Genomic DNA, 24,884 nt, shown 5'->3' on the forward strand with positions numbered 1-24,884 from the left:
GTCGACAATTCGGCTGCACATCAGGTGTTTATTTTCACCCTGCTGATTAGTTTTGGTATCGGTTCAGTCATGTTCGGCGCCTACACGCCAAAATCGTTCTACTTCTTGCCATTCCTACGATCTCTGCGGTGGTTATCAAGCTATTGATAGAGGGAAGTGTGGCGCATGTTTCGCTAGCGTTTCTGATGCTCTGGTATCTGCTGGCGGCCATAACGCTGAACAAAAGTTAAATGGAACGATCCGCTCAGAGATGTTGTTACGGCATAACAGCGATGCAATGACTGAAGCGCTACAGGTTAAAACAGAAGAGGCGAATCAGGCGGCCATTGCCAAGTCGCGCTTCCTTGCCGCAGCCAGTCACGACCTTCGTCAGCCACTCCATTCAATGACACTGCTCTTTGATGTACTCAAGGAGACGACGAGTGAGAGTGAACGTCAACGGCTATTAACCAAGGTTGACTCTTCATTAGAAGCGCTGCGCAACCTCTTTGATGCGCTACTCGACGTCTCCCGACTCGATGCCAATGAGATCACGGCAGAGATGAGTCACTTTGATATTGATAAGCTGATGAAGCAGCTGTCTGAAGAGTTTGAGACAGAGGCAAAAGATAAGGGGCTACGGCTCTCATTTAGAAACAGTTGTGGCGCAGTTGTGACCGATCGATTGTTGTTAGAGCGGATAGTGCGCAATCTGATCAGTAATGCTCTTTTCTATACGGAGAAGGGAGGCGTTCTGCTCACCTGTCGTAAACGTGGTGAGAAGATTCTGTTACAGGTTTGGGATAGCGGTATTGGTATCCCTGAACAGGATCAGGAGGTGATCTTTGACGAGTTCCACCAGTTGAATAATGCCCGACGCAATCGAAGCGAGGGGTTGGGGCTGGGATTGGCTATCGTTAAGCGCCTCTGTGATCTGTTGGCTCTTCCTATTAGTGTGAGATCGAGAGTGGGGCGGGGAAGCGTCTTCTATCGAGCTGCCCGAGGGCAGTGAGTCGATGGTCACTGAGGCGGAGCAGGGCGTTCAGCACAGTTGGGATCTAGCGGGCCGGGTGCTGCTGGTCGTGGATGATGACCATGATGTACTCGATGCGATGGAGGAGCTGCTGACTAAATGGGGGTGTCGGGTGATAATCGCTGAATCACTAGATGATGCACTGACTAGCGTTGAACGAAGCGATTCAATACCTGATGTGCTGATATCAGATCTTCGCTTGAGTGATGAGATGACGGGTGTAGAGGTGCTCGATAGTTTAAGGAACGGTATGACAACTCTATTCCGGGGATATTGATAACGGGCGATTCGATACCCGATCAGGCGGAGTTTACTGAGTCGACGGGCTATCAGCTGCTGTTGAAACCGGTACAGCCAGCGCGACTGAGAACAGTCATACACCAATCGCTTTCGGAGTGAGTGAATCCAGATTAACTGGGAATGATGCCCTGGTGTTGTGCCAACTGCACACACTCAGTGCGGTTCTGTGCGCTTAAGGCGTTAAACAGTGCGCTGATATGCGTCTTGACGGTGTGCTCGGTGAGAAAGAGTGAGGCGCTGATCTGTTTGTTCGAGTACCCCTTCGACAGGAGTAACAGCACGTCATATTGACGCTTGGTAGTACCACTCGCCTTCAGTTGGCTGTTGTTCTCAGCCGCCTTGGGAGGACGAGTGGTTGTGAGGTTGTCGATCTGCTTCTGTATCCCCTCCGGTACATAAATCTCACCGTCCAGCACCGCCTGCAGGGCGCTCAGCATCTCCTTGCTACTATGGGATTTTGGAATAAAACCCAAGGCCCCAATCTCGAGTGCCGCTTTGATCGTGTTTGGGTGCTCTTCAGCCGAGAGCACAATGATCGAGTTCAGGCTGCGGCGTTCATGCATGCGCTGCAGAATCGACATGCCATCCATACCGGGCAAATTGAGATCGATCAGTACCAGGTCGAAACTCTGACTGCTATCTAGAATGGTAATCGCATCCTCGGCGCAGTTCGATTCGGTAATGACGACATTACTATTGAGTTTGGCCAGAATATGACGCAGTCCATCGAGGAAAAGCTGATGGTCATCGACGATTAAAATTTCCATATCACGTACTCGCTAATCCATTTTTATAAATGTTAGCACGAACTGTTTTTTCCAAAATCATACTTATGGTTGGTTTGAAGAGTGCGAATCAGGTCGGTAGTTAGGATAGTTCATGCCAGAGGTTTGCTCTGAAGTATTCGAGTGGTCTGTAATCACCCTTGTACGCCATCTTCTGGCAGTTCTCGATCCAGTAGCCGAGGTAGAGGTAGGTTAGTTGCTCTTTTATGCACGCTTCAATCTGCCACTGAATGGCATATTTCCCGAGGCTCCGTTTGCCCTCTTCAGGATCGAAGAATGTGTAAACGGCAGAGAGGCCGTTGGCAACGCGGTCAGTCACTGCGACTGCGAGTAGTTTTCCGTACAGGCGAAATTCGTTGAATTGGGTCTCACTCCAGTTGCTGGTCAGAAAGTTGATGTACTCCTCACTGCTGCTCTCGGCCATACTGCCATCGGGATGGCGTGCATTGAGGTAGCGGCTGTAGAGCGCGAAGTGCTCTTCATCAAAACTGGCCTCAGCTCGAGTTACTGTGAGATCGCTGTTGAGTTTAACAATGCGTCGATCACTGCGTTTTGGCGTGTATTGGGCCACAGGAATTCGTGCCGACCAGCAGGCATCGCACTCAGGGCATTGTGGGCGGTAGAGGTGATCACCACTGCGGCGAAAACCGAGTTCAATCAGTTTATCGTAGATAGCGGGAGTCAGCGCTGCCTCCGGGTCGGCAAACAGCGTTCTGGCAACGTGATCATCCAGATAGCTACAGTCGTGTTCCTGACTGGCGAAGAAGGCGAGAGAGTTTAGGTCGATGCCGTTGCTCATAGGCTGATAGTCTGTTCGCAGGGGACGTCGATCTCTAGCGGCCAACTGGTGGGGGGGTTGGGGTAGTCGCACCACTGGTTAAGAAGAGTGGTGAACTGCTCGCGCCTGATCTCTCGGGCACCCAGGCTGGCCAGGTGATCCGTGTAGACCTGACAGTCGATGAGCTTAAAATCCCAGGCGATCAGCTGTTTGACCAGATGGGCGGTGGCAACCTTGGAGGCATCGGTGGCACGGCTGAACATCGATTCGCCGAAGAAGACCTTGCCGATGGCAACACCGTAGAGTCCGCCGACCAGCTCACCATCCTGCCACGCCTCAACCGAGTGGGCATGTCCGTTTCTGTGCAGATTTTGATAGGCGAGGCCCATCTTCTCATCGATCCAGGTGCCGCTCTGGTCTTTACGGGGTTCGGCGCATCCAGCCATTACGCTGTTGAAAGCACGGTCCAGGGTGATCTGAAAAGGGGCCTTGCGCAGGGTCTTTTTTAGTGAGCGAGAGATCTTTAGCTCATCAGGGAAGAGCACGGTGCGTGGGTCTGGAGACCACCAGAGGATTGGCTCGCCCTCGTTGTACCAGGGGAAAATGCCGTGACGATAGGCCTTGAGCAGGCAGCGCTGGTTCAGGTTGCCGCCAAAGGCGAGCAGCCCGTCTGGCTCTAGCAGTGCTTGGCTGACATCCGGGAAGTGACACTCTTCATCAGATGGATCGATCCAGGGCAGTTCTATCATTACAATTCGTCGGGTTGCGCAATGGGTAACAAGATATTTATATATTGCCTATAACCTGATTATATCTAAGACAGAAGTGACAGCCACTAGGGTGTGAAGCTTGGCAAAGCTAACTGAAATGAAAATTGATATTGGCGCTACGGTTCAGCTCCAATTGATAGGTGATAATGATGCGCCGCGTGGAGAAGTGACGCTGATCGGATATTTGGCTGGCAAGAGTCTTGTCGTGACTACGCCCCAGAGTGAAGAGAAGCCCTTTACCCTGAAGGCAGGTGACCATGTGGCGGTTCGTTACATGGGGGCAAGCGATATCTACGCCTTTTCGACGGTGGTGATGGGGCTCAATAATACACCCTACGACTACCTTCATCTGCGCTATCCCGAGAAGATTGAAGCGGTGAAGATACGCAAGGCACAGCGGGCTGAAACCAATATTGAGGTCAGGGTTGCCAAGGGTGGTGTGGCAGTCGGTGAGGATGGTGTGCGACTACTCGACCTGAGCGCCTCGGGCTGCATGTTGGTGGCCCAGACACACCTTGGTGAGAAAGAGGATATCCTTTCGTTAACGATGCCGCTCACCTTCAGCGGTATGCGTGAGAAGCTACGTATCGCGGGTGTAATTCGTAATAGCAAGATTTTCGAGAATCAAGAGGGTAAGCGCCGCGTTCAGTATGGATTGGAGTTTGGTAAGCTCGATCAGCACCAGAGCCTCTTTATCAACGGTTACGTCTTTGAACAACTCGCCAATGGGCGCGGTGGTTAGCTCCCGCTATGTTGCTTAAACGGCAGGCGATCACGCATGTCGTCGATATACTCCCCATCATCGCTCGTTCCTGTTGTAGATAACGGTCAATCATTTCGCGAAACTGTGGATCAGCGATCCAGTGGGCCGACAGGGTCTCGGTCGGTTCAAAACCACGTGCCACCTTATGTTCACCCTGTGCCCCCGGCTCAAAACGCTTCAGATCATGTTGAATGCAGTAGTCGATCCCCTGGTAGAGACAGGTCTCGAAGTGGAGGCTATGGTGGTTCTCGAGTGTGCCCCAGTGGCGACCGTAGAGCGTATCATCGCTTCGAAAGCAGATGGCACCTGCGATGATTTTGCCCGAACGTATTGCCAGAATAACGACCATCTTGCGCCCCAATCCACGTCCTACCTCACGAAAGAAGGCCTCGTTCAGTGTTGGAATACCTCCCTTCTCGTGGAAGGTTGAGGCGTAGAAGTGGTGAATCTGTGGCCACAAATCGTCGCTGATCTCATCTCCGTGTAGTACCTGAAATTCAATGCCCGCTTCAATGACGTGCCGACGCTCACGACGCAGTTTTTTCCGTTTGCTGGCACTGAAGCGCTGCAGAAAATCATCAAAATCACTGAAGTTGTGATTGTTCCAGTGGAACTGACAACCGATGCGTTTGAGTAGGCCTTTCTCTTCCAGCTGCGATGTTTCATCCTCTGTTGGGAAGAGCAGGTGTAGGGATGAGGTCTCTAAGGACGTCGCCAGTTCAACGGTGTGATCAATGAGGTGATTACGCAGCTCGTTACGATTCGTCGCATCTCCAGTCAGTAGTCGAGCGCCCGTTGCGGGTGTATAGGGGATCGATGAGACCAGCTTGGGGTAGTAGTCGTGACCGGCACGTTTCCATGCATCCGCCCAGCTCCAGTCAAAGACAAACTCGCCATAGGAGTTGTCCTTCAGGTAGAGCGGTGTGGCCGCGACCAGTCTCTGCTGGTCGTTGTAGAGGGCAATATGATGAGGTAGCCAGCCAAAGCGATCGCCAACGCAGTTGTTATGCTCAAGTGCCGAAAGAAAGGCATGTTGCAAGAAGGGGTCGCTAGAGCCGGTCAGTGCGTTCCAGGCCTGGGCGTCGATCTCATCAATAGAGCTATGGATAACGCGCTGCATCTGATCATCTACTCGCTATGTGGTTATCTATTGCGTGCTGCAAGTGAGATCGGAAAATACATTAATGCGACGTTGAAGCCAAACCATAACAGGGTGTTTTATAGGGTAATTATCGCTTCTCTTCGTAGTAATCTACGATTGATTCATGGGCAGGTGATACTGCGATAGTAATCATTAATTACAGGGGAACGGATGACCATGCATAAGTTGCGTAGTTTCTATCTTTCAGTGTTGTTGCTGATAACGCCCTTTGGTTATGCGCAACAGACTCTCGTCTTCTCTGGAATTGAGGGTTCGGTGAATACCGACATCAGTCTGCAGGTTTTAGAAGAGGCATACCAAAAACTAGGGATAACGGTCGAATACCGCCCACTTCCTGGTGAGCGTGCACTGCGAACAGCCGACACTGGCCGAGTGGATGGTGAGGTTTTCCGCATTGCCAATGTTGAGAAGCGTTATACCAATCTGATTCCGGTGCCGACAGCGATTAATGTGTTGCAGGGAATCGCCTTTAGCAAGGTGGAGCAGATACCGATCTCAGGCTGGGAGAGTCTGAAGCGTTACCATCTGGGCATTCAAATCGGTATCAAATTTGCTGAACGTGGCACGGAGGGAATGCAGCGAACACTGGTGGAGACCAATGAGCAGCTGTTTAAAATGCTGGACGCCGAGCGTGTTGAAGTTGTTATTGCAGCACATGCCAATGGACTCAAAACCCTCTCAGATATAGAGATAGATTCGGTGCATGCGCTGAAGCCAGCGATACAGGAGTATCAGCTCTATCACTATCTTCACAAAAGACACGCAAGCCTGGTGCCGAAACTTGATCAAGTTCTTCAGCAGATGCAGCAATCGGGGCGGATCTCAGCGATTCGAAAACAGGCCCTGCTCAAACTTGAAAATGGGCATTAGGCGAGCGGTTAGATTCGACGCTGCACAATGAACCTCTCTCTATTCTCTTTTAAACGCTCAATAGCGAGCCAACTCTTTAGAGTCATCTTTGGGCTCTATGTTTTATTTACGCTGGTTGTGGCGTCGATTCAGATGGTGATCGAATACCAACGCGTTCACGCCCAGCTGAGTGAAGAGCTCGCATTAATTCCCGATACCTATAGTGCAAGTTTGGGCAATGCCCTCTGGACCTTCAACGAAAAGAGTATTCGTTCGATTATGGCCGGTATCTACCAGTTACCTGTAGTGACTGGGGTTAAGATCGATGATCGAGATACGATAAGAGGGATTGGGGGTATAGAGGCAGATGGTGCAGCCCATATTGAATATAGTGGTAAAGGTATAAGCGAGATTGTTCGCTCGGGTACTTTTAGTCAGCCGATCAGCTGTGAGTTTGAGATCAAACATACCGATCGAAATGGTGTTGTTATATCGCTGGGAAAAGGGACGATCTACTCCAGTTCTGCTCTGATATTTGAGCGGGTAAAGGAGGGCTTTGTTCTCATTCTGATCAACTCGTTTGTGAAAATGGCCGTGTTGCTGATTATCTTTATATTTTTTGTACGGCGTATCTTATCCAGACCGCTCAAGGAGTTGGCGAGACAGACAGAGATGATAACGCTCGATAATCTTGAGCCTATCGCTATTGATCCCCTGCATCGCAATGAGAATGAACTGACCGTTCTGCAGGGCTCCTTTAATCAGATGTTATTAAAACTGCAGCAGGCGAGAGATGATCTCGATTTTCTGAATGAAAATCTTGAGATTGAGGTGGCTCAACGCACCAGGGAACTGGAGTTGGAAAACAAGCAAAGAATTGCGGCGCAACGGGCAGCGGAGAAGGCGAACGATATCAAATCAGACTTTATCTCCAATATCAGTCATGAGATGCGCACCCCCATGACCAGTATCTACGGTATGGCGCGTTTTATTCAGAAGTCTGAGCTGAGTGCGAAGCAACATCCGCTGACCGCCATGGAGAGCGAAGTGAGGGCGGTTAGTCCCCGATAGTCGACGCCGTCTGTATATTCGTAGTTGAGAGCGCGAGCGAACGACGGAGAAGATGCAGCAGCGGCTTTATGTCGGCGTAGAGTCACTGAGGGAGTTGTGTAGAGCCGCGAAGAGGTGATTACGCAACGAACGCAGGACGGTCGGGGCGCCGCAGGCATAAACGGTCGCGTGAAGTTTTTGCTGTTTGCTTGGGCTTGGATGCCCAAAACAAACTTTCGCAAAAATAGCGACTCCCGGACTATTCCGATGTGATCGTGCGCAATTGTGAAAACCTGATGGCGTTGATCGAGGAGCTGCTCGACTTCTCCAAGATCGAATCCGGTACGCTGGAACTGGTCAACCAGCCGTTTGATCTGAAGAGCATGTTGGATGGTCTGCTCAAGCTGTTTGAACTTCAGGTCGAGGGTAAAGGGATTGAGCTGAACTATACGGTTGATGCTTCCGTTGATGATGTCATTACCGCTGATGAGAAGCGGTTGCGTCAGATTTTGATCAATCTGATTAATAACGCTTTCAAGTTTACCGAACAGGGTGAGGTACTACTCTCGGTCGAGGTTGATCCAGAAGTGGAGAGTTCGCTGCGTTTTACCGTTACCGATAGTGGTATCGGCATTCCGAAAGAGAAGCAGGCGAAGCTATTTGAAGCGTTTACCCAGGTTGATGCCTCCTCATCGAGAAAATATGGCGGGACTGGTCTTGGTCTTGCGATCTGCAAACGCTTTGTCGAAATGATGGGGGGATCGATCGGGCTAGAGAGTCGGATGGGTGAGGGTAGCCGTTTCTATTTCACCATTCCGCTCGATCAACCTGAAAAGGATTGATAGTGGTTTATAGCTTCTCTCTGAGCGTGATTCGTATAGATTAAATTTAACCTTTCTTGAGCACCATTTGGCACTAGGGTATAAACACTCTGTATCAGGGAGTGAAGTCCTCATCTCTCATAATAACGCTATCGCCAAAGGATCTGATCAATGCGTATTCTGATCACCATACTGATGTTGCCACTGCTTGCTTACGGGGGGGTAAAGGGTTACCTCTGGTACGACTTCAAGAGTAAGGTCGATGAGGCGATTGCCGGTGTGGCTCCCTTCGTTGATATCAAATATGAATCTGTTCATACAGACCTCCGTGGCGAGGTAGGTCTTAATAAGGTTGTTATTCAACCGAAAATGGCACCCGATGTGATTGAGCTGGCTGAACTGCGGCTCAAGGCTCCTAACATTCTCTACTTCCTCGATGTCAGCAAACGGGTTAATGAGGGCAAGATGCCTGAGCTACTCGGCATGTCGTTGACCGATCTCAAACTCGATCTCGATAGCGATCTGCTGCGTTCTATGGCGCAGATGCAGGCACAGGCCGAGGCGGCCAGTGGCGTTGAGCCTCAGACATCAATGGATGCACTCGGTTGTGGCGATGTACGCTCCTTTGGTGTGGCTGAGTTGCAGCAGATGGGCTATAGCGAGCTGGTGAGTAATGTCGAGATGCAGTTTGAGTTCGATGAGTCGGATAACACCTTCACTATCGATCTCAATGGCAACAGTGATGGGCTCTATAGCTTTGAGGTAAACACCCAGTTCCAGATGGACCCCAATGCGATGGCCGGTGTGGCAATGGGCATGGTGGGGCCGCAGGTCAATCGTCTGCGACTCGATTTTAACGATCATGGTTATGCCAAGAGCCGTAACGCCTTCTGCGCAGCTAAAGGTGGCGGAGAGGTTGAGGCCTATGTCGATCGCCACATTGCACTACTGGCTGAGGAGATGGGAGCCAATTTCTCTGAGAATGCGGTTAAAACCTATCGTAACTTCATGCTCAAAGGTGGCACGCTATCGATTGCTACATACCCTGCAGTGGGAACAGACTTTACCGGGTTGGCGCTTTATACACCGCGTCAGGCGATCGCGATGCTCGGCATGGAGATTACGATCAACGGCACGCTGATCACCGAAGAGGAGCTTGGCTGGCTCGATGAGAAGACGCTGGAGAAGCATCGTGTGGAGGCGGAGGAGGCCGCACGCCAGAAGGAGATCGAGGCTGCGGTTAAAAAACGCAAAACCGTTCGCACCATAGGCCTGGCTGAGTTGACTCAATATATCGATTGGCGCATTACCCTCAACATGGCTGATGGAGAGATCCACAAAGGGCGGCTGGAGGCATATGATGGAAACAACGTCATCGTGCGCAAGCGGTTACACGGCGGAACCATCAGTTATCCGGTAGTAGCCGCCGATGTGGTAACGATTCAGGTGGTTAACTAGCCAGGAATTGCGCCTCGGTCGATTGTAACTAGTCCGTTGCGATCAGTTGTCGTAGATACTTAAAAATCACCCGTGCAGTCGCGGGTGGTTTTTCCGCCTTGCGCTCCTTCTCCGCCTTGCGCAGTAATTGACGCAGATGTTGGCGGTCAACAGCAGGGTGCTCCGCCACTAGCTCGCCAAGCGCACTATCACCTTCACTGAGTAGACGATCACGCCACTGCTCGATGCGGTGGAAGCGGGCACGATCCTCGATGTGTCCCTCCTCAAGACGCTCCAGGGCGAGACGAATCGGTTCGGGGTCACTATGACGCAGCAGCTTGCCGAGATACTGCAGCTGGCGTTTCAGTGCGCCGTGTTTCTTGATGCGGCGCGCCTCACTGACAGCCGCAGCGATGTTCTCAGGCAGCGGCATACGTTTGAGTTGCTGGTCTGAAAGCGCAACCAGTGTTGCGCCCAGATCGCGCAGGGCAAGACTCTCGCGCTTGAGCTGGGTCTTGCTGACCAGCTCAATCTCATCGTCTTCTATCGGCTCTTCATTCTCTGACATATCGGTTTTTCCCCACGAGATTAACTATGGGGCGCTCGATCAGCCCTTATCGAGATTGTCGAGGAAGCGCTCGGCATCGAGCGCGGCCTGACAACCCGAAGCCGCTGAGGTGATCGCCTGCTTGTAGATCGGATCTGCTACATCGCCAGCGGCGTAGACACCATCGATAGAGGTGACGGTGGCGTTGGCATCGCTGCCCTTGCGGGTATTGATGTAGCCGTGGTCCATATCGAGCTGACCGTCGAAAATATTGGTGTTGGGTTTGTGGCCGATGGCGATGAAGAGTCCCATCAGCTCGATATCCTTGGTCGAGCCGTCCTTGCTATTCTTTAGGCGGGCGCCAGTTACACCGGAGTCGTCACCCAGCACCTCGTCGATCTCCTGATAGAGCTCGAGCTTGATGTTGCCGTTCTCAACCTTATCCATCAGCTGGTCGATCAGGATCTTCTCTGAGCGGAACTCGTCACGACGGTGAATCAGGGTCACCTCGGCAGCGATGTTGGAGAGGTAGAGCGCCTCCTCAACAGCGGTGTTACCGCCACCGACCACGCCGACCTTCTGGCCACGGTAGAAGAAGCCGTCACAGGTGGCACAACCGGAGACACCCTTGCCCTTGAATGCCTCTTCGGAGTCGAGGCCGAGATACATGGCCGAGGCACCGGTGGCGATGATCAATGCGTCGCAGGTGTAGGTCATGCTATCGCCCTTAAGAGTGAAAGGGCGCTTGGAGAGATCGGTCTCGGTAATGTGGTCGAAGAGTACCTCGGTGTTGAAGCGCTCAGCGTGGGCCAGCATGTCCTGCATCAGCTGTGGACCCTGCAGACCCTCGGCACCGCCCGGCCAGTTGTCGACCTCGGTGGTGGTGGTGAGCTGGCCACCCTGCTGCATGCCGGTAACAATAACCGGGTTGAGATTGGCGCGTGCTGCGTAGACAGCGGCGGTGTATCCAGCGGGGCCCGATCCGAGGATCAGAAGACGGCAATGCTTGGTGTCGCTCATGTATAATGACTCCAACTTTCTCGGTTGTGGTAAGTGCCGCTCAGGCGGACTAATAAAGAAATATAAGCAACCGATAATATTACGTAATCTGGCCCTCAGGGTAAAGGATTGAAGATGCGCATCGGCGTACCACGAGAAATCAAGGCGAAGGAGGGGCGTGTCGGGCTGATACCGGCGGCCTGTGCCGATCTGGTTGGCCGTGGACATACGCTCTATATCGAGCAAAAGGCCGGTCAGCTGAGTGGTTATAGCGATGATGATTACCAGCGTGTTGGGGTGAATGTCGTACCCGATGCGGCAACGCTCTATGGTGAAGCGGAGCTGATTGTGAAGGTCAAGGAGCCGATTGATGGTGATCTCGACCATCTGCGTGCCGATCATCAGCTCTTCTGCTACCTCCATCTCGCTGCTGCACCGCAGCTAACCGAGCGACTACTGAAGATCGGCCTGACTGCCGTCGCCTTCGAAACGGTAGAGGAGCAGAACGGCTATCTGCCGCTACTGGCACCAATGAGCGACATCGCTGGCAAACTCTCGATACAGATTGGTGCCAACCTGCTGCAGCAGCCGCAAGGTGGCAAAGGGCTGTTGATGGGAGGATTGCCTGCTGCTGAACGGGGGCGTGTAGTGGTAATCGGTGGTGGTACTGCCGGTGGCAATGCGGCGGCAATGGCGGCGGCGATGGGTGCCGAGGTGACCGTCTTTGATCGAAAACGGACCAAGCTGGAGCGGATGCGCGCACTGGGTAACAACGTCACCGGTCTCTACCCCTACCCGGAGAGCGTTCGTGATGCGGTCGCCAGTGCCGATCTGCTGGTTGGTGCCGCATTGGTAACGGGTGCCAGGGCGCCGCATATCGTCTCAGCCGAGATGGTTAGGCAGATGAGTGCCGGTAGCGTGATTGTCGATATCTCGGTCGATCAGGGTGGCTGTGTCGAGACTACCCAGCCAACTACCTATGAGGCTCCGACCTTTCTCTGGGAGGAGGTGCTCCACTTCGGTGTAACCAATATGCCAGGGGCGGTTCCACGTTCTGCTTCACAGGCACTTTCGGCCTCACTGATCCCCTTTGTGCAGCAGATTGCTGAGCAGGGATGGCGTGAAAATGAGGTGCTGCGACGCGGTATCAATGTCGCAGACGGCGCACTGGTACATCCTGCGTTGATCGATTAGAAAATTATAATTAGCTTAAGAAATATATTTAATAACAAGGATTAATCTTGGGTCAGGCGCGTCGCAAATCTGCTGATGAACAACCGATAGGTACCTACGTCACTCGTGGTCTGCGTGAGGCGGCGCTGTTTCTGCTTGCAGCCTTAGCGCTCTATCTACTGCTGGCGCTCTTCAGCTACAGCCCCACCGATCCGGGTTGGTCGCACAGCGGAGTGGTCGAAGTGATCGCTAATGGCGGTGGTCGGGTGGGTGCATGGTTTGCCGATGTCTTTCTCTACCTGTTCGGTTATCTCGCCTATCTCTTCCCGATTATGGTGGCGATCAGTGGTCTGATCGTCTATCGCATCAATCCCGATGGCAGTGGTTTCGATACCCACCTGTTTGCGATGCGCTGGAGCGGTTTTCTACTCACCCTTGCCGGTGGCTGTGGTCTGGCCTCACTTCATCTCGCACACCTCTCAACCGGCTTGCCACTCGATGGCGGCGGGGTACTGGGTCAGGTGGTCGGTGGCGGACTGGTAGGGGTGCTGAGCCCACTGGGTTCGAGTCTCTTTCTCTTTACCCTGTTTATGATCGGTGTCACCTTCTTTACCGGCCTCTCCTGGCTCAAGGTGATGGACGCCACTGGCCGAATTACACTTGAACTGGTCGATCGCAGCATCGCGAAGATTCGTACCCTGCGTGAGAATCTGGTCGCCCACCGTGCGCGCAAGGAGCGTGAAGAGACGGTCAAGGTGGTCAAGGAGCGTAAGAAACGTCGCACTGCGCCGAAGATCGAGATCCATAAACCGAAGCCGAAGGTGGAGGTGAGTGAGCGGGTTGAGAAGGAGCGGCAGGTGCAGCTCTTTGATGTGCCCAACGATGGCACCACACCGCCGCTGGCGCTGCTCGATGAGGAGCAGCCGTTCGATAAGGGCTTCTCTCCCGAGGTGCTGGAGGCGATGTCGCGGCAGCTGGAGCTGAAGCTGGCTGACTTTGGCATCGAGGTGGAGGTGACGGCGGTCCACCCGGGACCGGTCATTACCCGTTTTGAGATGATGCCGGCGGCTGGTGTGAAGGTCAGTCGGATCACCAACCTGGCCAAAGATCTGGCTCGTTCGCTCTCAGTGATCAGCGTGCGCGTGGTCGAGGTCATTCCTGGTAAGTCGGTAATCGGTATCGAGATCCCCAATGAGCATCGTGAGATGGTGGTGCTCTCCGAGATCCTCAAATCGCGTGATTACGATAAGGCGGGTTCCCCGCTCACCCTGGCCCTGGGCAAGGATATTGGCGGTTTGCCGTCGGTCACTGATCTGGCCAAGATGCCGCATCTACTGGTGGCCGGTACCACCGGTTCGGGTAAGTCGGTGGCGGTCAATGCGATGATTCTCAGTCTGCTCTACAAGAGCTCACCGAGAGATGCACGCATGATCCTGATCGATCCAAAGATGCTGGAGCTCTCGGTCTATGAGGGGATCCCGCATCTGCTCACTCCGGTTGTGACTGATATGAAAGAGGCGGCCAATGGGCTGCGTTGGTGCGTTGGCGAGATGGAGAGACGCTACAAGCTGATGGCCGCACTCGGTGTGCGCAACATTGCCGGTTACAACCGCAAGGTGAAGGATGCAGAGGAGGAGGGTACCCCGATCCCCGATCCACTCTTCAAGCCCGAAGAGAGCATGGAGATGACGCCACCCAGTCTTGAGCACCTTCCCTATATCGTGGTGGTGGTCGACGAGTTCGCCGACATGATGATGGTGGTTGGCAAGAAGGTTGAAGAGCTGATTGCACGACTGGCACAGAAGGCACGTGCCGCTGGTATCCATCTGATTCTTGCCACCCAGCGCCCTTCGGTCGATGTTATTACCGGTCTGATCAAGGCCAATATCCCGACCCGTATCGCCTTCCAGGTTTCGACCAAGATCGATTCGCGCACCATTCTCGATCAGGGTGGTGCCGAGCAGCTACTCGGTCACGGCGATATGCTCTATCTCGCACCCGGTACCGGCCTGCCGGTGCGTATTCACGGTGCCTTTGTCTCCGATCAGGAGGTGCATCGTGTGGTGGATAACCTCAAGGCAAACAGTGAGCCGCAGTATCTCGAAGAGATCCTCGAGGAGTCGAGTGACCCGTCGACGATGCTGCCGGGTGAGGCACCTGCGGGTGGTGATGCCGAGAGTGATCCGCTCTACGATGAGGCGGTACGTATCGTCACCGAGACGCGTCGAGCCTCGATCTCCGGTGTGCAGCGTCGTCTTAAAATCGGATATAACCGTGCTGCGCGTATGATCGAGGATATGGAGCTGGCCGGTATCGTTGGTGAACTACAGTCCAACGGCAGTCGCGAGGTGCTGGCACCGCCACCACCCAAGAATTGAACGATTCGAGTGGTCGGCAGTCTCTCAGAGAGAGGCGCATTAGAGAGAATTTTCCACTGATGAAGAAGTTTCTGATAATCCTGATCGCAACTTTCCCAACCCTGCTGTTTGCCGGTGAGGGGGAGCAGCGGCTGCGCGCATTTCTTGAGAATACCCGGACTCTGCAGGCGAGTTTTGTACAGACACTGACCGATGAGCGTGATGTGGTGCAGCAGCAGAGCAGTGGTCGTTTCAGCCTGCAACGCCCCGGACGTTTTCGCTGGGAGTACCACACACCCTATCCGCAGCTGATTATCGATGATGGAGAGCGGATCTGGTTCTTCGACAGTGAGCTCGCTCAGGCCACGGTGAAGTCAGTCGATAAGGCGTTTGCCTCCAGCCCGGCGATGCTGCTAACCGGAGATGAGCCGTTGGAGCGCCACTTCTTTGTCGAGGAGTTTGCGATGGAGGGTGAGCGGCGCTGGGTACGACTGACGCCGATCCAGGAGGACGGTGAGTATAAGGAGATTCGCATCGCGATGACCGAAAACGAGCTGGCGGCGATGGCGGTCCTCGATAATTTCGGCTCTACGACCCATATTGAGTTCAGCTCGCTTCAGCTCAATGCGGAGCTTGATCCGAGCCAGTTTCAATTCGTCCCTGCCGAGGGTGTCGATGTGATCATTGGCAGTGAGATCCTCGACTAATTCCAGAGTATCCACGAGCCAGGCAGACCATTGAATTCCCTTTTTGAATCAGAGGCCGATGTCCGGCCGCTCGCCGACCGGATGCGTCCACAGCTGCTTGAAGAGTACGTGGGCCAGTCCCACCTGCTTGCTGAGGGTAAACCACTACGTCAGGCAATCGAAGGGGACCGACTCCACTCTATGGTCTTCTGGGGGCCTCCCGGTACCGGCAAGACAACCCTGGCGCGGCTGATCGCCCACTACTGTGGTGCGCAGTTTCTTAGTATCTCCGCCGTACTCGGTGGGGTGAAGGATATACGAAGTGCTGTTGATCAAGCGAAACAGGCCCTGGCTGAGGGGCGTCGCACCATTCTCTTTGTCGATGAGGTACATCGTTTTAATAAGGCGCAGCAGGATGCCTTTCTTCCCTACGTTGAGGACGGCACGCTCACCTTCATCGGCGCCACCACCGAAAATCCCTCCTTCGAACTGAACAATGCGTTGCTCTCACGGGCGCGTGTCTATGTGTTGAAGTCACTCGGCAGTGGAGAGATTCGGCAGATCGTCGACCGGGCACTGAGCGATGAGTCGCGTGGTATCGCTGCCAGTGGCATCGAGATGGGTGATGAGCTCAGAGATAGTCTGGCTGGGGCAGCTGATGGCGATGCACGTCGGGCACTCAATTTTCTCGAGATCGTTGCTGAACTGGCGGCCAGTCGTGGCGAGACGGGTGAGATCGATGAGGCACTCCTTACCGAGGTGATTGCTGGAGGTGTGCGACGCTTCGATAAGGGAGGAGAGGCGTTTTATGACCAGATATCGGCACTGCACAAATCGGTGCGTGGCTCCAATCCCGATGCAGCGCTCTACTGGTTTGCTCGCATGGTTGATGGTGGTTGTGATCCACTCTATATCGCCCGACGGGTAGTACGCATGGCCTCTGAGGATATCGGCAACGCCGATCCGCGGGCGTTGCAGCTGGCACTCGATGCCTGGGAGGTGCAGGAGCGGCTCGGTAGCCCCGAAGGGGAGCTGGCGATTGCTCAGGCAATTGTCTATATGGCCTGCGCTGCGAAAAGTAATGCGGTCTACATGGCCTATAAGGCAGCGATGAGTGATGCACGAATGCATGGTTCGCTGGAGGTGCCGATTCACCTGCGCAACGCGCCGACCAAACTAATGAAGGAGCTCGGTTACGGTCACGCTTACCGTTACGCACACGATGAGCCTGAGGCTTATGCCGCAGGTGAACACTACTTCCCGGAGGAGATGTCGGCGGTCAGTTACTACCAGCCGGTGGCTCGTGGTTTGGAGCAGAAGATCGGTGAAAAACTGGCGCATCTGCGTGACCTGGACAGAAAAGCGGGCAAATAACCACGCCTAGTGGTGATGGACCTTGCCACCAGGCGAAACATGTTGTAGAAATCCCTGATCAATAATAACTAATAATTCTGAGGTCTATTGATGTCAGAGAAAAATTTCCAACGCTTCAGCGATCGCTACTTCAGGGTCAGTCCGCTCTATGCCTTACCCGGCTGGTATCTTAAATTGCGGGGCAGGGGGAAAATCATGGGGCCCTATCCGACGCGCCAGCACGCCGAGGTGGCGGGTGAGTATTACGTGAAGGATTGTAAGACGAGTGGGGATATTGGCGGTCGTTGTAGATAGAGACTGTATCCTGTAAATCAACAGTCGATATTCGGCTCAATAGTGAAAATGATGAGTCGTCTCTTCCCCGTTCTTCTTTCTCTACTGCTAACCACTATTTCGTTAGTCCATGCTGCTGAATCTGCGGTAATTCTTCAGTACCACCATTTTAGCGATACCACGCCGCGATCAACCTCTATCTCTCCAGAGCGTTTTGAGCAGCAGCTTAACTATCTAGAACAGAATGATTTCACAGTCTGGCCGCTGCAAAGGGTAGTAGATGCTGTCCTGCAGGGTGATGTGGTACCGGATAAGACTATCGCGATCACGGTCGATGATGCCTACGATTCGATCTATAGCGAGGCGTGGCCACGATTAAAACGACGCGGCTGGTCAATGACCGTGTTTGTAAATAGCGATGCGGTCGATAGTGGTCTACGCCCCTATCTGAGCTGGGAGCAGATGCGCGAGATGCAACGCTCGGGTGTTGCCTTCGCTAACCATACGGCATCACATGATCATCTGATAAGGCGCCGAGCAGGGGAGCCGGAGTCGCAGTGGCGTCTCCGGGTAATTGCAGATATCGACAAGGCTCAGCAGCGGTTGCAGGAGGAGTTGGGTAGGGCGCCCAAGCTCTTTGTCTACCCCTATGGCGAGTATGACTATGCGCTTCGACAGCTAGTGGGAGAGCTTGGATATGTCGGGTTTGGCCAGCAATCGGGGCCCATTGGACCCTTGAGTGATCGGCGTGCACTACCGCGTTTTCCCATGGCAGGCCCCTACACTGAGATGGCGGGCTTTATCGAAAAACTCAACACCCTGCCGCTGCCAGTTAATGGGCAAGGTGAGGTTGATCCGCTGTTACCGAATCAGCTCGAACTACCCATTCTGTCTCTTAAGCTCAATGCAGGGGCGTTTAATCCTGACGCGATCAGCTGCTTCATCACTGGGCAAGGGAAAGGTGATGTGAGCTACCAGGCAGGGCTGTTGACGGTCATGGCGAAGTCAGCGCTGCCGGTAGGACGCAGCCGCTACAACTGCACCGTTCGGCATAACAAAATGAACCGCTACTTCTGGTATAGCCAGAACTGGATTCGGCGTAACAGTGACGGTAGTTGGTATCGCGAATAGCCGTGGTGGTGGTCACTGCTTATGAGGATTGTGTGCCTGGGTGGTGTGTTCATCTTGGATCAGATGTTCATGACGCCCTACATCATCCCCTAAAATAACAGGAAAGATTATAAAATAAGCAAATACTGATATACTCTGCGACTTGTTGCCAGCTACTGTTTGAGAGCTTGTTATGGTTAGTCGTAGGATTCTATTTGTCGGTCTATTGATGGCGATGACGCAGACCAGCGTCTGGGCGGAGCGTTACTATCCACAGCGTGTTGCCTACACGGGTTATCCAGCATATGTCGCACCAGTGAACTATGCGCCTCAGTCCTACTATTCACCCTACAGATACCGCTATGGTGGATACCCCTATCCAACGCCCCCTGCACAGCAATTAAAGTCCAAGGCGCTTGGGAAAACAGTTAATCCCGCTAAGAGACCCAGCAAGATGAAGAGTGATGCCAAGGGTGCGGTTAACCATCCACCTGTGATTGTTCAAAAGAGTGGTGGTAAGAAGACGACATTTATCAACAAGCTGGTACCACTGGTCGAAGTTGAAAATCGACGTATTGCCGAGGTTCGTGCGGAACTCATTACTCTTTTCGATTCTGTAGCGGCTGGTGGGGTGCTCACCGATGGTGAATTGAATCGTATTCACAAGATTGCAAAACAGTATCGCGTCAAGGGGGATCCTCTCTCTCAGCGTGAGGCGCTGCTACAGCGAGTCGATATCATTCCTGTTGAGCTGGCTCTTGCCCAGGCGGCCAATGAATCGGCGTGGGGTGAGTCGCGTTTTGCTCGCGAGGCACTTAACCTGTTTGGCATCTGGACCTATGACGCCTCTAAGGGGTTGGTGCCGAAGGGCCGTAGTGAAGGGCAGAAACATCTGGTGCGTAAATACGATTCACTGGGTGAGTCGGTGCGCCACTACTTAAATCTGCTCAACAGCCACTCCGCCTATCAACCGTTGCGTGAGATTCGTGCTGAGTTGCGCCGAAGCGGTGGTGAGTTGGATGGCGCGCTGATGGCAGCTGGTCTGGTGCGATACTCAGCTAAGGGAGATGAGTATGTGAAGATCATCCGCTCAATTATCTCTACGAATGAACTAGAACGATTCCGCCAACCTGTTTCAAGCTCCTGATTCATTACCCCAAAACGGTTATCAGTAGTGGCGTGGTGTTACGAGTTGGGTAGAATAGTCGCCCAATATCCAAGGTAATCGATGCAAAGCCGACTATGACCCAAATTTTAGCTATTGCCGGAGGTGGCGCTGTAGGTGCGTTGCTCCGATTTTGGGTCTCGGGTGGGGTCTACAGCCTGCTCGGACGTGGTTTCCCCTACGGTACTCTGGCGGTCAACATCCTCGGTAGTCTGCTGATGGGGTTTCTCTATGTGCTGCTGATCGAGCGCCTTAACGTGTCAGTTGAGTGGCGCGCCGCCCTGATGGTGGGGCTGCTGGGCGCCTTTACTACGTTCTCTACCTTTTCTATCGAAACACTGACCCTGATTGAAGCGGGTGAGCTGTTCAAGGCAGTTATCAATATGGTGCTCAGCGTGGTGGCGTGTGTGGCTGCTGCATGGCTGGGGCTGGTCGTTGGGAGAGCGTTATGAGTAATGGGCAGAACGTCACGGTGGTGCGGATCTATCTCAATGAGGGAGAGGCGCAGCTCGAGAATCTGATGAAACGGCTGCACGACTGGGAACACCTACGTGGACTAACCGTGTTTCGCGGTATCGCCGGCTATGGCGATTCTGGTGAGGTGCATAGCAGCAAGCTCATCGACCTTTCGCTCAACCTGCCGGTAGTGGTGGAATTTTTTGATAAGCCGGAGAAGATCGAGGCGGTTCTCGACCATCTTGGCGACACGATTAAGGTAGGCCACATGCTAAGCTGGCCGGCGCTGATAAACAGTAACGAAGAAGATTAAGAGATGCTCGATCCAAAAAGACTACGTAATGAATTAGAAGAGACGGCGGTACAGCTTGCGCGTCGTGGTTATACGCTCGATACCGATGCCATTGCACGCCTGGAGGGTGAGCGAAAGGCGATTCAGGTTGAGACTCAGACTCTGCAGGGAGAGCGCAACAGTCGCTCCAAGGCGATCGGCAAGGCGAAGGCACAGGGTGAAGACATCCAACCACTGCTTGATGCGGTCGCTGACATGGGGGAGAAGCTGAAGGCGGCCGAGACCCGTCTGGCGGGAGTACAGGATGAGCTTAATGCGATCCTGATGGGGATTCCCAATATCCCGGATGCCTCTGTTCCCGATGGCAAAGATGAGGAGGATAACGTCGAGATCCGACGCTGGGGCGAGCCTAAGTCATTCGACTTTGAACCGAAGGATCATGTCGATCTCGGTGCTGAGCTGGGACTGATGGATTTTGATACGGCTGCCAAGCTGACCGGTTCCCGCTTCTCGCTAATGACCGGGCCACTGGCACGTATGCACCGGGCGCTGATTCAGTTCATGCTCGATCTTCATACCGCTGAACATGGCTATACCGAGACCTATGTGCCCTATCTGGTTAACGCCGATTCGTTGCGTGGCACTGGCCAGTTGCCTAAGTTTGAAGAGGATCTGTTCAAACTCAGTGGCGAACAGGAGTACTACCTGATTCCGACCGCCGAGGTTCCGGTCACTAATATCGTTCGTGATGAGATCATTGATGCCGATCGCCTGCCGCTTATGTTCGCCGCTCATACCCCCTGTTTCCGTAGCGAAGCTGGATCCTATGGTCGCGATACCCGCGGCATGATTCGCCAGCACCAGTTTGAGAAGGTAGAGATGGTACAGATCGTCCGGCCTGAGGACTCAATGGCTACCCTTGAGACTCTGACTGGCCATGCGGAGGAGGTACTAAAACGACTCGAACTTCCCTATCGGGTGGTCAATCTCTGCGCTGGCGACATCGGCTTCTCAGCGGCACAGACCTACGATCTCGAAGTATGGCTGCCAGGGCAGGGCAAGTATCGTGAAATATCCTCCTGTTCAAACTTCCAGGACTTCCAGGCACGTCGTATGCAGGCGCGCTGGCGTAATCCTGAGACGAAGAAACCCGAATTGGCGCATACCATCAATGGTTCTGGGCTTGCGGTCGGTCGCGCACTGGTTGCCGTGATGGAGAATTACCAGCAAGCGGATGGCTCGATTGTCGTTCCTGAAGTGCTACGTGCCTATATGGGGGGTGTTGAGCGCTTGGTCGCGTCATGACAATGCGACGCATGTGACATTATCTGTTACTGGCAAAGCTGCTATCTGTCATGGGTGGCAGCTTTTTATGTCAAAGATGCCTGTCAACCGGTCTATCCACTGTTTTTGTAAGGTAAATAGGGGCTTACAATTAGTTCCATTGATTACAGCAAGTTGGATTGCTTCTTGCTTTCCAAATAGTGAACTCTGTTCCAGTACCCCTTCATGATTAGTGTGAATGGGAGTGATTCAGGCTATCTTCTAGCTATCGGAGTTCGTTTTTCTGGAAACGTGGGTTATTTCTGACGAATAGTGAGGTTTTAATGGTGAATGTAGCAATTAGCAATAAGATGACCGCTTCATATCGTCAGTTCCCCTGCTCCTATCGCTGTTGCTGCTGTCTCTTGTTTCCAACCCGACCCTGGCAGAGCAGGGGAGGCTCACTCTCTGGACCAGCCTTCTCAACACCAGATCATACTGAGCATATGGAGGACGGTTGGCATTCGAAGGCGATCAAGTATGAGAAGGTACCTGAAGGAACCGATATCTCCATCACCCTCGACCAGCACCTCTATCCAGCGCTGTTACCCATCATTAATGACTACGGTAAGGCTCAGGGGATAAAGATCGCGGTGAAGGAGGGAACCTGTGGTATCTCTGCAGGTTCTCTGCTCGACAAGCGGGTCGATATCGCCGGTTTCTGCTGCCCGCCAGGTGAGACTGATCGCCTACCAGGGGTGAAGTTTCACACCCTGGGAATCTCCGCTGTTGCCTTCTTTACCCATCCCGATAACCCGGTCAAGGGGCTGACGATCAAGCAGGCGCGCGATATCTACCGTGGCAATATCGGCCAGTGGAATCGAATCACTCCCCTTGCGCAGGGACTTGCTGGTAACCAGGTTGAGCCGGTTGCACGACTCCACTGCAAGGCCCGACCGGGGCACTGGCGGTTGTTGCTCGATAATGAGGATATGTTCAGTGTTTCTCTCTTCGAGGTGAGCGCCATCGAAGATATGCTCACTACCGTGGCGAGCAACCCTAAGGCGATTGGTTATGAGAGTGTCTGGATGACCAAGCGCTATGCAAAGGTCGCTCCGGTCAAATTGATTGCTATCAATGGAGCGATGCCGACTGAGCGTGCAGCCTTGATCTCGGGGCGCTACCCAATCTACCGGACCTACAACATCACTAGCTGGTCGGGTGAGGCGGTTCACAATGAACGGGCCGATGCACTGATTGAACATATACAGCGGAACATCGGTGCGGTTGATCCCGATTTTGTCATTATCCCAGCAGCGGTACTTCGTCGTGCCGGCTGGCGTTTTGATGGTGACGAACTAGTCGGTGAACCACGCTAATGTCAGCCTTCCATCAATCGGTGTAGATCGTATTTATGTTTCGAAAGTGGTCGATCACAACCAAGGTACTGCTGCTAACACTCTCTGTCGGTGTTGTGCTCTCTATTATTCTCGACTATCTGCAGAGTCGTGCTCTTGAAGAGACGCTGATGGCAGAGGCGCAACGAGAGCTGAAGCTATATGCGGTCGATGATCGTCGTTTCTTTGATCAACATGTGCAGCAGGCCAATATCGCTGCTCGCATTATTATCTCGCAGAAGCACTTCCTCGATTATGTTGAGCAGAAGAGTTGGTCCGAAAGCACGCTAGCACCTAGTTATTACCATATGGGAAATCGTGCCGCCTGGTTGCCGCGCGCCTCAGTGATGCGTGCGATGTTTAAGTCGCGTTACGCGTTATTGATTGGTCCTGAGGGGCGTGTGCATGAGATCTATCATAACGCGCCGCCTGACCAGCACGAGGGCGGTGAGCTGGCTTCAACGTTAACCGGCCCGGTTAGTCTGTTGCGCAGAATGAGCCATAACCAGGCCTATATGACCATGATTGATGCTGCACCCTATGTGATCGCGGCTCAATCGGTGAAAGGTGCGCAGGGCGAGGTGACGCTGATGTTGATCAGTCCGATCGATAATCAGTTTCTCAAGGAAGTTAGCACTCAGGTTCCACAAGATACGGTTCTCGCATTAATTGATCCCGATACCGGTGTTGTGCTCTTTAGTAGCGACGAGCAAATGATCGAAGCGGGTAGTAAGACCGAAGTGCTGGGCAGTCGCTTCTTGCTCACTGGTAAATCATTTTTCGATTATGGTGCCTCCGATCTCAATATCCAGTTTGCCTCTTTCATAGCGACGGCTAATGCGAAGCGACTCGCTGAAAGAGTGGTGTCAGAGAGTCAGAGGCAACGCGTCTTTACGGCCTTTGTGCTGGTGCTCTCCTTTGCGCTGCTGAGTCTCTGGCTCGCGCAACGTATCAATAATCTGACTCAGGATGTGGTCAAGTTTTCCGACACCTTTCTCGATATTGAGCTGCCTATCGACCAGCGCGGTGATGAGATCGATGTGCTTGATGGTTATTTTCGCAAGTTCTCGCACGAGATCGTTGATGCGAGAGATAGTCTCTATAAGAAGATGGAGGAGAGTGAGCAGCTGGCTGAACGACTGCAGAAGGGTAAGAGTGAGTTGGAGCATTTTAATGCCATGCTCAAAGGGGAAATTGCTGAGCGACTACTGCGTGAACGTGAGCTGGAGCAGGCACGTGAGGAGGCGATTGCTGCCAGTGGCGCCAAGTCAGAGTTCCTATCCTATATGAGTCATGAACTACGTACACCACTCAACGCGATTCTTGGCTTTTCACAGGTGCTCGAACTGGAGGAGCTGGATGAGTCACAGGCCCAGATGGTGTCCGATATCTACAAGTCTGGTATGCACCTGCTTGAACTGATCAATGATGTGCTCGATTTGAGCAAGATTGAGGCGGGTCGCTTCGATATTAGCTTTGGTGAGGTGAACCTTGGCGATCTGGTCAGTGAGTGCATGGTGATGATGAACCCGCTGGCGGCAAACCGTGAGCTGACACTGCGCGTTGAGCCGTCTCAATTATCAGCGGTGATTCTCAATGCAGATAAGGTTCGACTCAAACAGGTTCTGCTCAATCTGCTCTCTAATGCCGTTAAATATAATCGTCGTGGCGGTTTCATTGCGATCACCGCGGAACCGGTTCACGACTGTTTCTATCGAATCAGTGTGACCGATAACGGGCTGGGGATTCCCAAAGAGCGCCAGGATGAGCTGTTTGAAGCGTTTAACCGAATTGAGGCAGAAGGCACACACATTGAGGGTACGGGAATTGGTCTGGTGATATCTAAGCGAATTGCCGAGTTGATGGGCGGTACTCTTGGGTTTGAGAGTGAATCGGGTCAGGGTAGTACCTTCTGGGTGGAGATCGGTCGATTTGAGCAACCGCTACTCAAAAAGATGGGATAACCGATACAATCGCCTCACTCCCCTCAATATTCTTCTTTAATTCATTGTAAAACAGATGGTTGTTAATACCCGAGCATTGAATAGGGGCTAGGTTGCCGAGT

General features: G+C 53.1%; 25 protein-coding genes. 18 read left to right on the top strand and 7 right to left on the bottom strand.

The features are described 5' to 3' along the window. Positions 1-250 precede the first annotated feature (250 nt). Together HUE57_RS10825 and HUE57_RS10830 are read left to right on the top strand one after the other, a co-directional pair. Positions 251-991 (top strand): sensor histidine kinase, encoded by a 741-nt coding sequence (locus HUE57_RS10825; protein WP_174673166.1) that lies wholly within the window; start codon positions 251-253, stop codon positions 989-991. Between the two features lie 4 nt (positions 992-995). Then, positions 996-1,289: a response regulator gene (locus HUE57_RS10830; protein WP_174673167.1), complete on the top strand. Its 294-nt coding sequence runs from the start codon at positions 996-998 to the stop codon at positions 1,287-1,289. Positions 1,290-1,422: 133 nt separating this feature from the next. On the opposite strand, the gene HUE57_RS10835 is transcribed toward HUE57_RS10830, so the two are convergent. The 3 genes from HUE57_RS10835 to aat form a co-directional block, all read right to left on the bottom strand. Further along, positions 1,423-2,079, bottom strand: coding sequence for a response regulator (locus HUE57_RS10835; RefSeq protein ID WP_078484227.1), 657 nt, complete (start codon positions 2,077-2,079; stop codon positions 1,423-1,425). Positions 2,080-2,179: 100 nt separating this feature from the next. Continuing rightward, complete coding sequence (locus HUE57_RS10840) at positions 2,180-2,896, bottom strand: arginyltransferase (protein WP_078484226.1); 717 nt, start codon at positions 2,894-2,896, stop codon at positions 2,180-2,182. Then, entirely contained in the window at positions 2,893-3,624 is a 732-nt protein-coding gene (gene aat / locus HUE57_RS10845; RefSeq protein ID WP_078484225.1) for a leucyl/phenylalanyl-tRNA--protein transferase, read from the bottom strand. The genes HUE57_RS10840 and aat overlap by 4 nt, the downstream gene beginning before the upstream one ends. A gap of 118 nt (positions 3,625-3,742) precedes the next feature. Between aat and HUE57_RS10850 the strand changes: the two genes are divergently transcribed. Further along, positions 3,743-4,387 (top strand): flagellar brake protein, encoded by a 645-nt coding sequence (locus tag HUE57_RS10850; RefSeq protein ID WP_078484224.1) that lies wholly within the window; start codon positions 3,743-3,745, stop codon positions 4,385-4,387. On the opposite strand, the gene HUE57_RS10855 is transcribed toward HUE57_RS10850, so the two are convergent. Then, positions 4,341-5,528: a GNAT family N-acetyltransferase gene (locus HUE57_RS10855; RefSeq protein ID WP_174673168.1), complete on the bottom strand. Its 1,188-nt coding sequence runs from the start codon at positions 5,526-5,528 to the stop codon at positions 4,341-4,343. The genes HUE57_RS10850 and HUE57_RS10855 overlap by 47 nt on opposite strands. A 198-nt stretch (positions 5,529-5,726) precedes the next feature. Between HUE57_RS10855 and HUE57_RS10860 the strand changes: the two genes are divergently transcribed. Both HUE57_RS10860 and HUE57_RS10865 read left to right on the top strand, forming a co-directional pair. Continuing rightward, a complete protein-coding gene (locus HUE57_RS10860; RefSeq protein ID WP_172840407.1) occupies positions 5,727-6,440 on the top strand; it encodes a substrate-binding periplasmic protein in 714 nt (237 codons plus the stop codon). 132 nt (positions 6,441-6,572) lie between these two features. Further along, complete coding sequence (locus HUE57_RS10865) at positions 6,573-7,490, top strand: histidine kinase dimerization/phospho-acceptor domain-containing protein (protein ID WP_174673169.1); 918 nt, start codon at positions 6,573-6,575, stop codon at positions 7,488-7,490. On the opposite strand, the gene HUE57_RS10870 is transcribed toward HUE57_RS10865, so the two are convergent. Next, positions 7,412-7,711 carry a hypothetical protein gene (locus HUE57_RS10870; protein WP_174673170.1) on the bottom strand — a complete coding sequence of 100 codons (300 nt, stop codon included), beginning with the start codon at positions 7,709-7,711 and terminating at the stop codon, positions 7,412-7,414. The genes HUE57_RS10865 and HUE57_RS10870 overlap by 79 nt on opposite strands. Before the next feature lie 33 nt (positions 7,712-7,744). Between HUE57_RS10870 and HUE57_RS10875 the strand changes: the two genes are divergently transcribed. Next, positions 7,745-8,311 carry a sensor histidine kinase gene (locus tag HUE57_RS10875; protein WP_174673171.1) on the top strand — a complete coding sequence of 189 codons (567 nt, stop codon included), beginning with the start codon at positions 7,745-7,747 and terminating at the stop codon, positions 8,309-8,311. A gap of 150 nt (positions 8,312-8,461) precedes the next feature. Beyond that, positions 8,462-9,748, top strand: a complete 1,287-nt coding sequence (locus HUE57_RS10880; RefSeq protein ID WP_078484497.1) for a hypothetical protein — start codon at positions 8,462-8,464, stop codon at positions 9,746-9,748. Positions 9,749-9,776: 28 nt separating this feature from the next. Here HUE57_RS10880 and yjgA read toward each other — a convergent pair whose 3' ends face one another. Together yjgA and trxB are read right to left on the bottom strand one after the other, a co-directional pair. Next, the gene (gene yjgA / locus HUE57_RS10885; RefSeq protein ID WP_078484498.1) at positions 9,777-10,295 is read right to left on the bottom strand and encodes a ribosome biogenesis factor YjgA; all 519 of its coding nucleotides are present in this window, start codon (positions 10,293-10,295) and stop codon (positions 9,777-9,779) included. Positions 10,296-10,334: 39 nt separating this feature from the next. Continuing rightward, positions 10,335-11,294 carry a thioredoxin-disulfide reductase gene (trxB, locus tag HUE57_RS10890; protein WP_078484499.1) on the bottom strand — a complete coding sequence of 320 codons (960 nt, stop codon included), beginning with the start codon at positions 11,292-11,294 and terminating at the stop codon, positions 10,335-10,337. Positions 11,295-11,408: 114 nt separating this feature from the next. On the opposite strand from trxB, the gene ald reads away from it, so the two are divergent. The 11 genes from ald to HUE57_RS10945 all read left to right on the top strand — a co-directional run bounded on the left by ald (position 11,409) and on the right by HUE57_RS10945 (position 24,783). Then, positions 11,409-12,467, top strand: coding sequence for an alanine dehydrogenase (gene ald / locus HUE57_RS10895; protein ID WP_078484512.1), 1,059 nt, complete (start codon positions 11,409-11,411; stop codon positions 12,465-12,467). A 47-nt stretch (positions 12,468-12,514) separates the two neighbouring features. Beyond that, on the top strand, positions 12,515-14,824 hold the full coding sequence (locus HUE57_RS10900; protein WP_078484500.1) for a DNA translocase FtsK: 2,310 nt from the start codon (positions 12,515-12,517) through the stop codon (positions 14,822-14,824). Positions 14,825-14,883: 59 nt separating this feature from the next. After that, positions 14,884-15,510: an outer membrane lipoprotein periplasmic chaperone LolA gene (lolA, locus tag HUE57_RS10905; RefSeq protein ID WP_078484501.1), complete on the top strand. Its 627-nt coding sequence runs from the start codon at positions 14,884-14,886 to the stop codon at positions 15,508-15,510. A gap of 81 nt (positions 15,511-15,591) precedes the next feature. Next, positions 15,592-16,863: a replication-associated recombination protein A gene (locus HUE57_RS10910; protein WP_078484502.1), complete on the top strand. Its 1,272-nt coding sequence runs from the start codon at positions 15,592-15,594 to the stop codon at positions 16,861-16,863. 342 nt (positions 16,864-17,205) lie between these two features. Continuing rightward, a complete protein-coding gene (locus HUE57_RS10915; RefSeq protein ID WP_078484504.1) occupies positions 17,206-18,267 on the top strand; it encodes a polysaccharide deacetylase family protein in 1,062 nt (353 codons plus the stop codon). A 172-nt stretch (positions 18,268-18,439) separates the two neighbouring features. Continuing rightward, on the top strand, positions 18,440-19,393 hold the full coding sequence (locus HUE57_RS10920; protein ID WP_078484506.1) for a glucosaminidase domain-containing protein: 954 nt from the start codon (positions 18,440-18,442) through the stop codon (positions 19,391-19,393). A 95-nt stretch (positions 19,394-19,488) separates the two neighbouring features. Continuing rightward, positions 19,489-19,863: a fluoride efflux transporter CrcB gene (gene crcB / locus HUE57_RS10925; protein ID WP_078484507.1), complete on the top strand. Its 375-nt coding sequence runs from the start codon at positions 19,489-19,491 to the stop codon at positions 19,861-19,863. Next, positions 19,860-20,180, top strand: a complete 321-nt coding sequence (locus HUE57_RS10930) for a DUF190 domain-containing protein (RefSeq protein ID WP_078484508.1) — start codon at positions 19,860-19,862, stop codon at positions 20,178-20,180. Before crcB ends, HUE57_RS10930 begins: the two co-directional genes overlap by 4 nt. A 3-nt stretch (positions 20,181-20,183) precedes the next feature. Further along, a complete protein-coding gene (gene serS / locus HUE57_RS10935) occupies positions 20,184-21,464 on the top strand; it encodes a serine--tRNA ligase (protein WP_078484509.1) in 1,281 nt (426 codons plus the stop codon). Positions 21,465-21,847: 383 nt separating this feature from the next. Next, positions 21,848-22,801 carry a substrate-binding domain-containing protein gene (locus HUE57_RS10940; protein WP_174673172.1) on the top strand — a complete coding sequence of 318 codons (954 nt, stop codon included), beginning with the start codon at positions 21,848-21,850 and terminating at the stop codon, positions 22,799-22,801. A 35-nt stretch (positions 22,802-22,836) separates the two neighbouring features. Further along, a complete protein-coding gene (locus tag HUE57_RS10945) occupies positions 22,837-24,783 on the top strand; it encodes a sensor histidine kinase (RefSeq protein ID WP_174673173.1) in 1,947 nt (648 codons plus the stop codon). The last annotated feature ends 101 nt before the right edge of the window (positions 24,784-24,884 follow it).

This window comes from Candidatus Reidiella endopervernicosa, from assembly GCF_013343005.1.
GTDB lineage: Bacteria > Pseudomonadota > Gammaproteobacteria.

Coding starts and splice junctions, on each gene's coding strand:
- HUE57_RS10835 (WP_078484227.1), bottom strand. CDS start 2,079: ATGGAAATTTTAATCGTCGATGACCATCAGCTTTTCCTCGATGGACTG.
- HUE57_RS10880 (WP_078484497.1), top strand. CDS start 8,462: ATGCGTATTCTGATCACCATACTGATGTTGCCACTGCTTGCTTACGGG.
- ald (WP_078484512.1), top strand. CDS start 11,409: ATGCGCATCGGCGTACCACGAGAAATCAAGGCGAAGGAGGGGCGTGTC.
- yjgA (WP_078484498.1), bottom strand. CDS start 10,295: ATGTCAGAGAATGAAGAGCCGATAGAAGACGATGAGATTGAGCTGGTC.
- HUE57_RS10920 (WP_078484506.1), top strand. CDS start 18,440: ATGGTTAGTCGTAGGATTCTATTTGTCGGTCTATTGATGGCGATGACG.
- HUE57_RS10915 (WP_078484504.1), top strand. CDS start 17,206: ATGATGAGTCGTCTCTTCCCCGTTCTTCTTTCTCTACTGCTAACCACT.
- serS (WP_078484509.1), top strand. CDS start 20,184: ATGCTCGATCCAAAAAGACTACGTAATGAATTAGAAGAGACGGCGGTA.
- HUE57_RS10840 (WP_078484226.1), bottom strand. CDS start 2,896: ATGAGCAACGGCATCGACCTAAACTCTCTCGCCTTCTTCGCCAGTCAG.
- HUE57_RS10855 (WP_174673168.1), bottom strand. CDS start 5,528: ATGCAGCGCGTTATCCATAGCTCTATTGATGAGATCGACGCCCAGGCC.
- HUE57_RS10930 (WP_078484508.1), top strand. CDS start 19,860: ATGAGTAATGGGCAGAACGTCACGGTGGTGCGGATCTATCTCAATGAG.
- HUE57_RS10910 (WP_078484502.1), top strand. CDS start 15,592: ATGCGTCCACAGCTGCTTGAAGAGTACGTGGGCCAGTCCCACCTGCTT.
- lolA (WP_078484501.1), top strand. CDS start 14,884: ATGAAGAAGTTTCTGATAATCCTGATCGCAACTTTCCCAACCCTGCTG.
- aat (WP_078484225.1), bottom strand. CDS start 3,624: ATGATAGAACTGCCCTGGATCGATCCATCTGATGAAGAGTGTCACTTC.
- HUE57_RS10860 (WP_172840407.1), top strand. CDS start 5,727: ATGCATAAGTTGCGTAGTTTCTATCTTTCAGTGTTGTTGCTGATAACG.
- HUE57_RS10945 (WP_174673173.1), top strand. CDS start 22,837: ATGTTTCGAAAGTGGTCGATCACAACCAAGGTACTGCTGCTAACACTC.
- HUE57_RS10865 (WP_174673169.1), top strand. CDS start 6,573: ATGGTGATCGAATACCAACGCGTTCACGCCCAGCTGAGTGAAGAGCTC.
- crcB (WP_078484507.1), top strand. CDS start 19,489: ATGACCCAAATTTTAGCTATTGCCGGAGGTGGCGCTGTAGGTGCGTTG.
- HUE57_RS10830 (WP_174673167.1), top strand. CDS start 996: ATGGTCACTGAGGCGGAGCAGGGCGTTCAGCACAGTTGGGATCTAGCG.
- HUE57_RS10850 (WP_078484224.1), top strand. CDS start 3,743: ATGAAAATTGATATTGGCGCTACGGTTCAGCTCCAATTGATAGGTGAT.
- trxB (WP_078484499.1), bottom strand. CDS start 11,294: ATGAGCGACACCAAGCATTGCCGTCTTCTGATCCTCGGATCGGGCCCC.
- HUE57_RS10825 (WP_174673166.1), top strand. CDS start 251: ATGTTGTTACGGCATAACAGCGATGCAATGACTGAAGCGCTACAGGTT.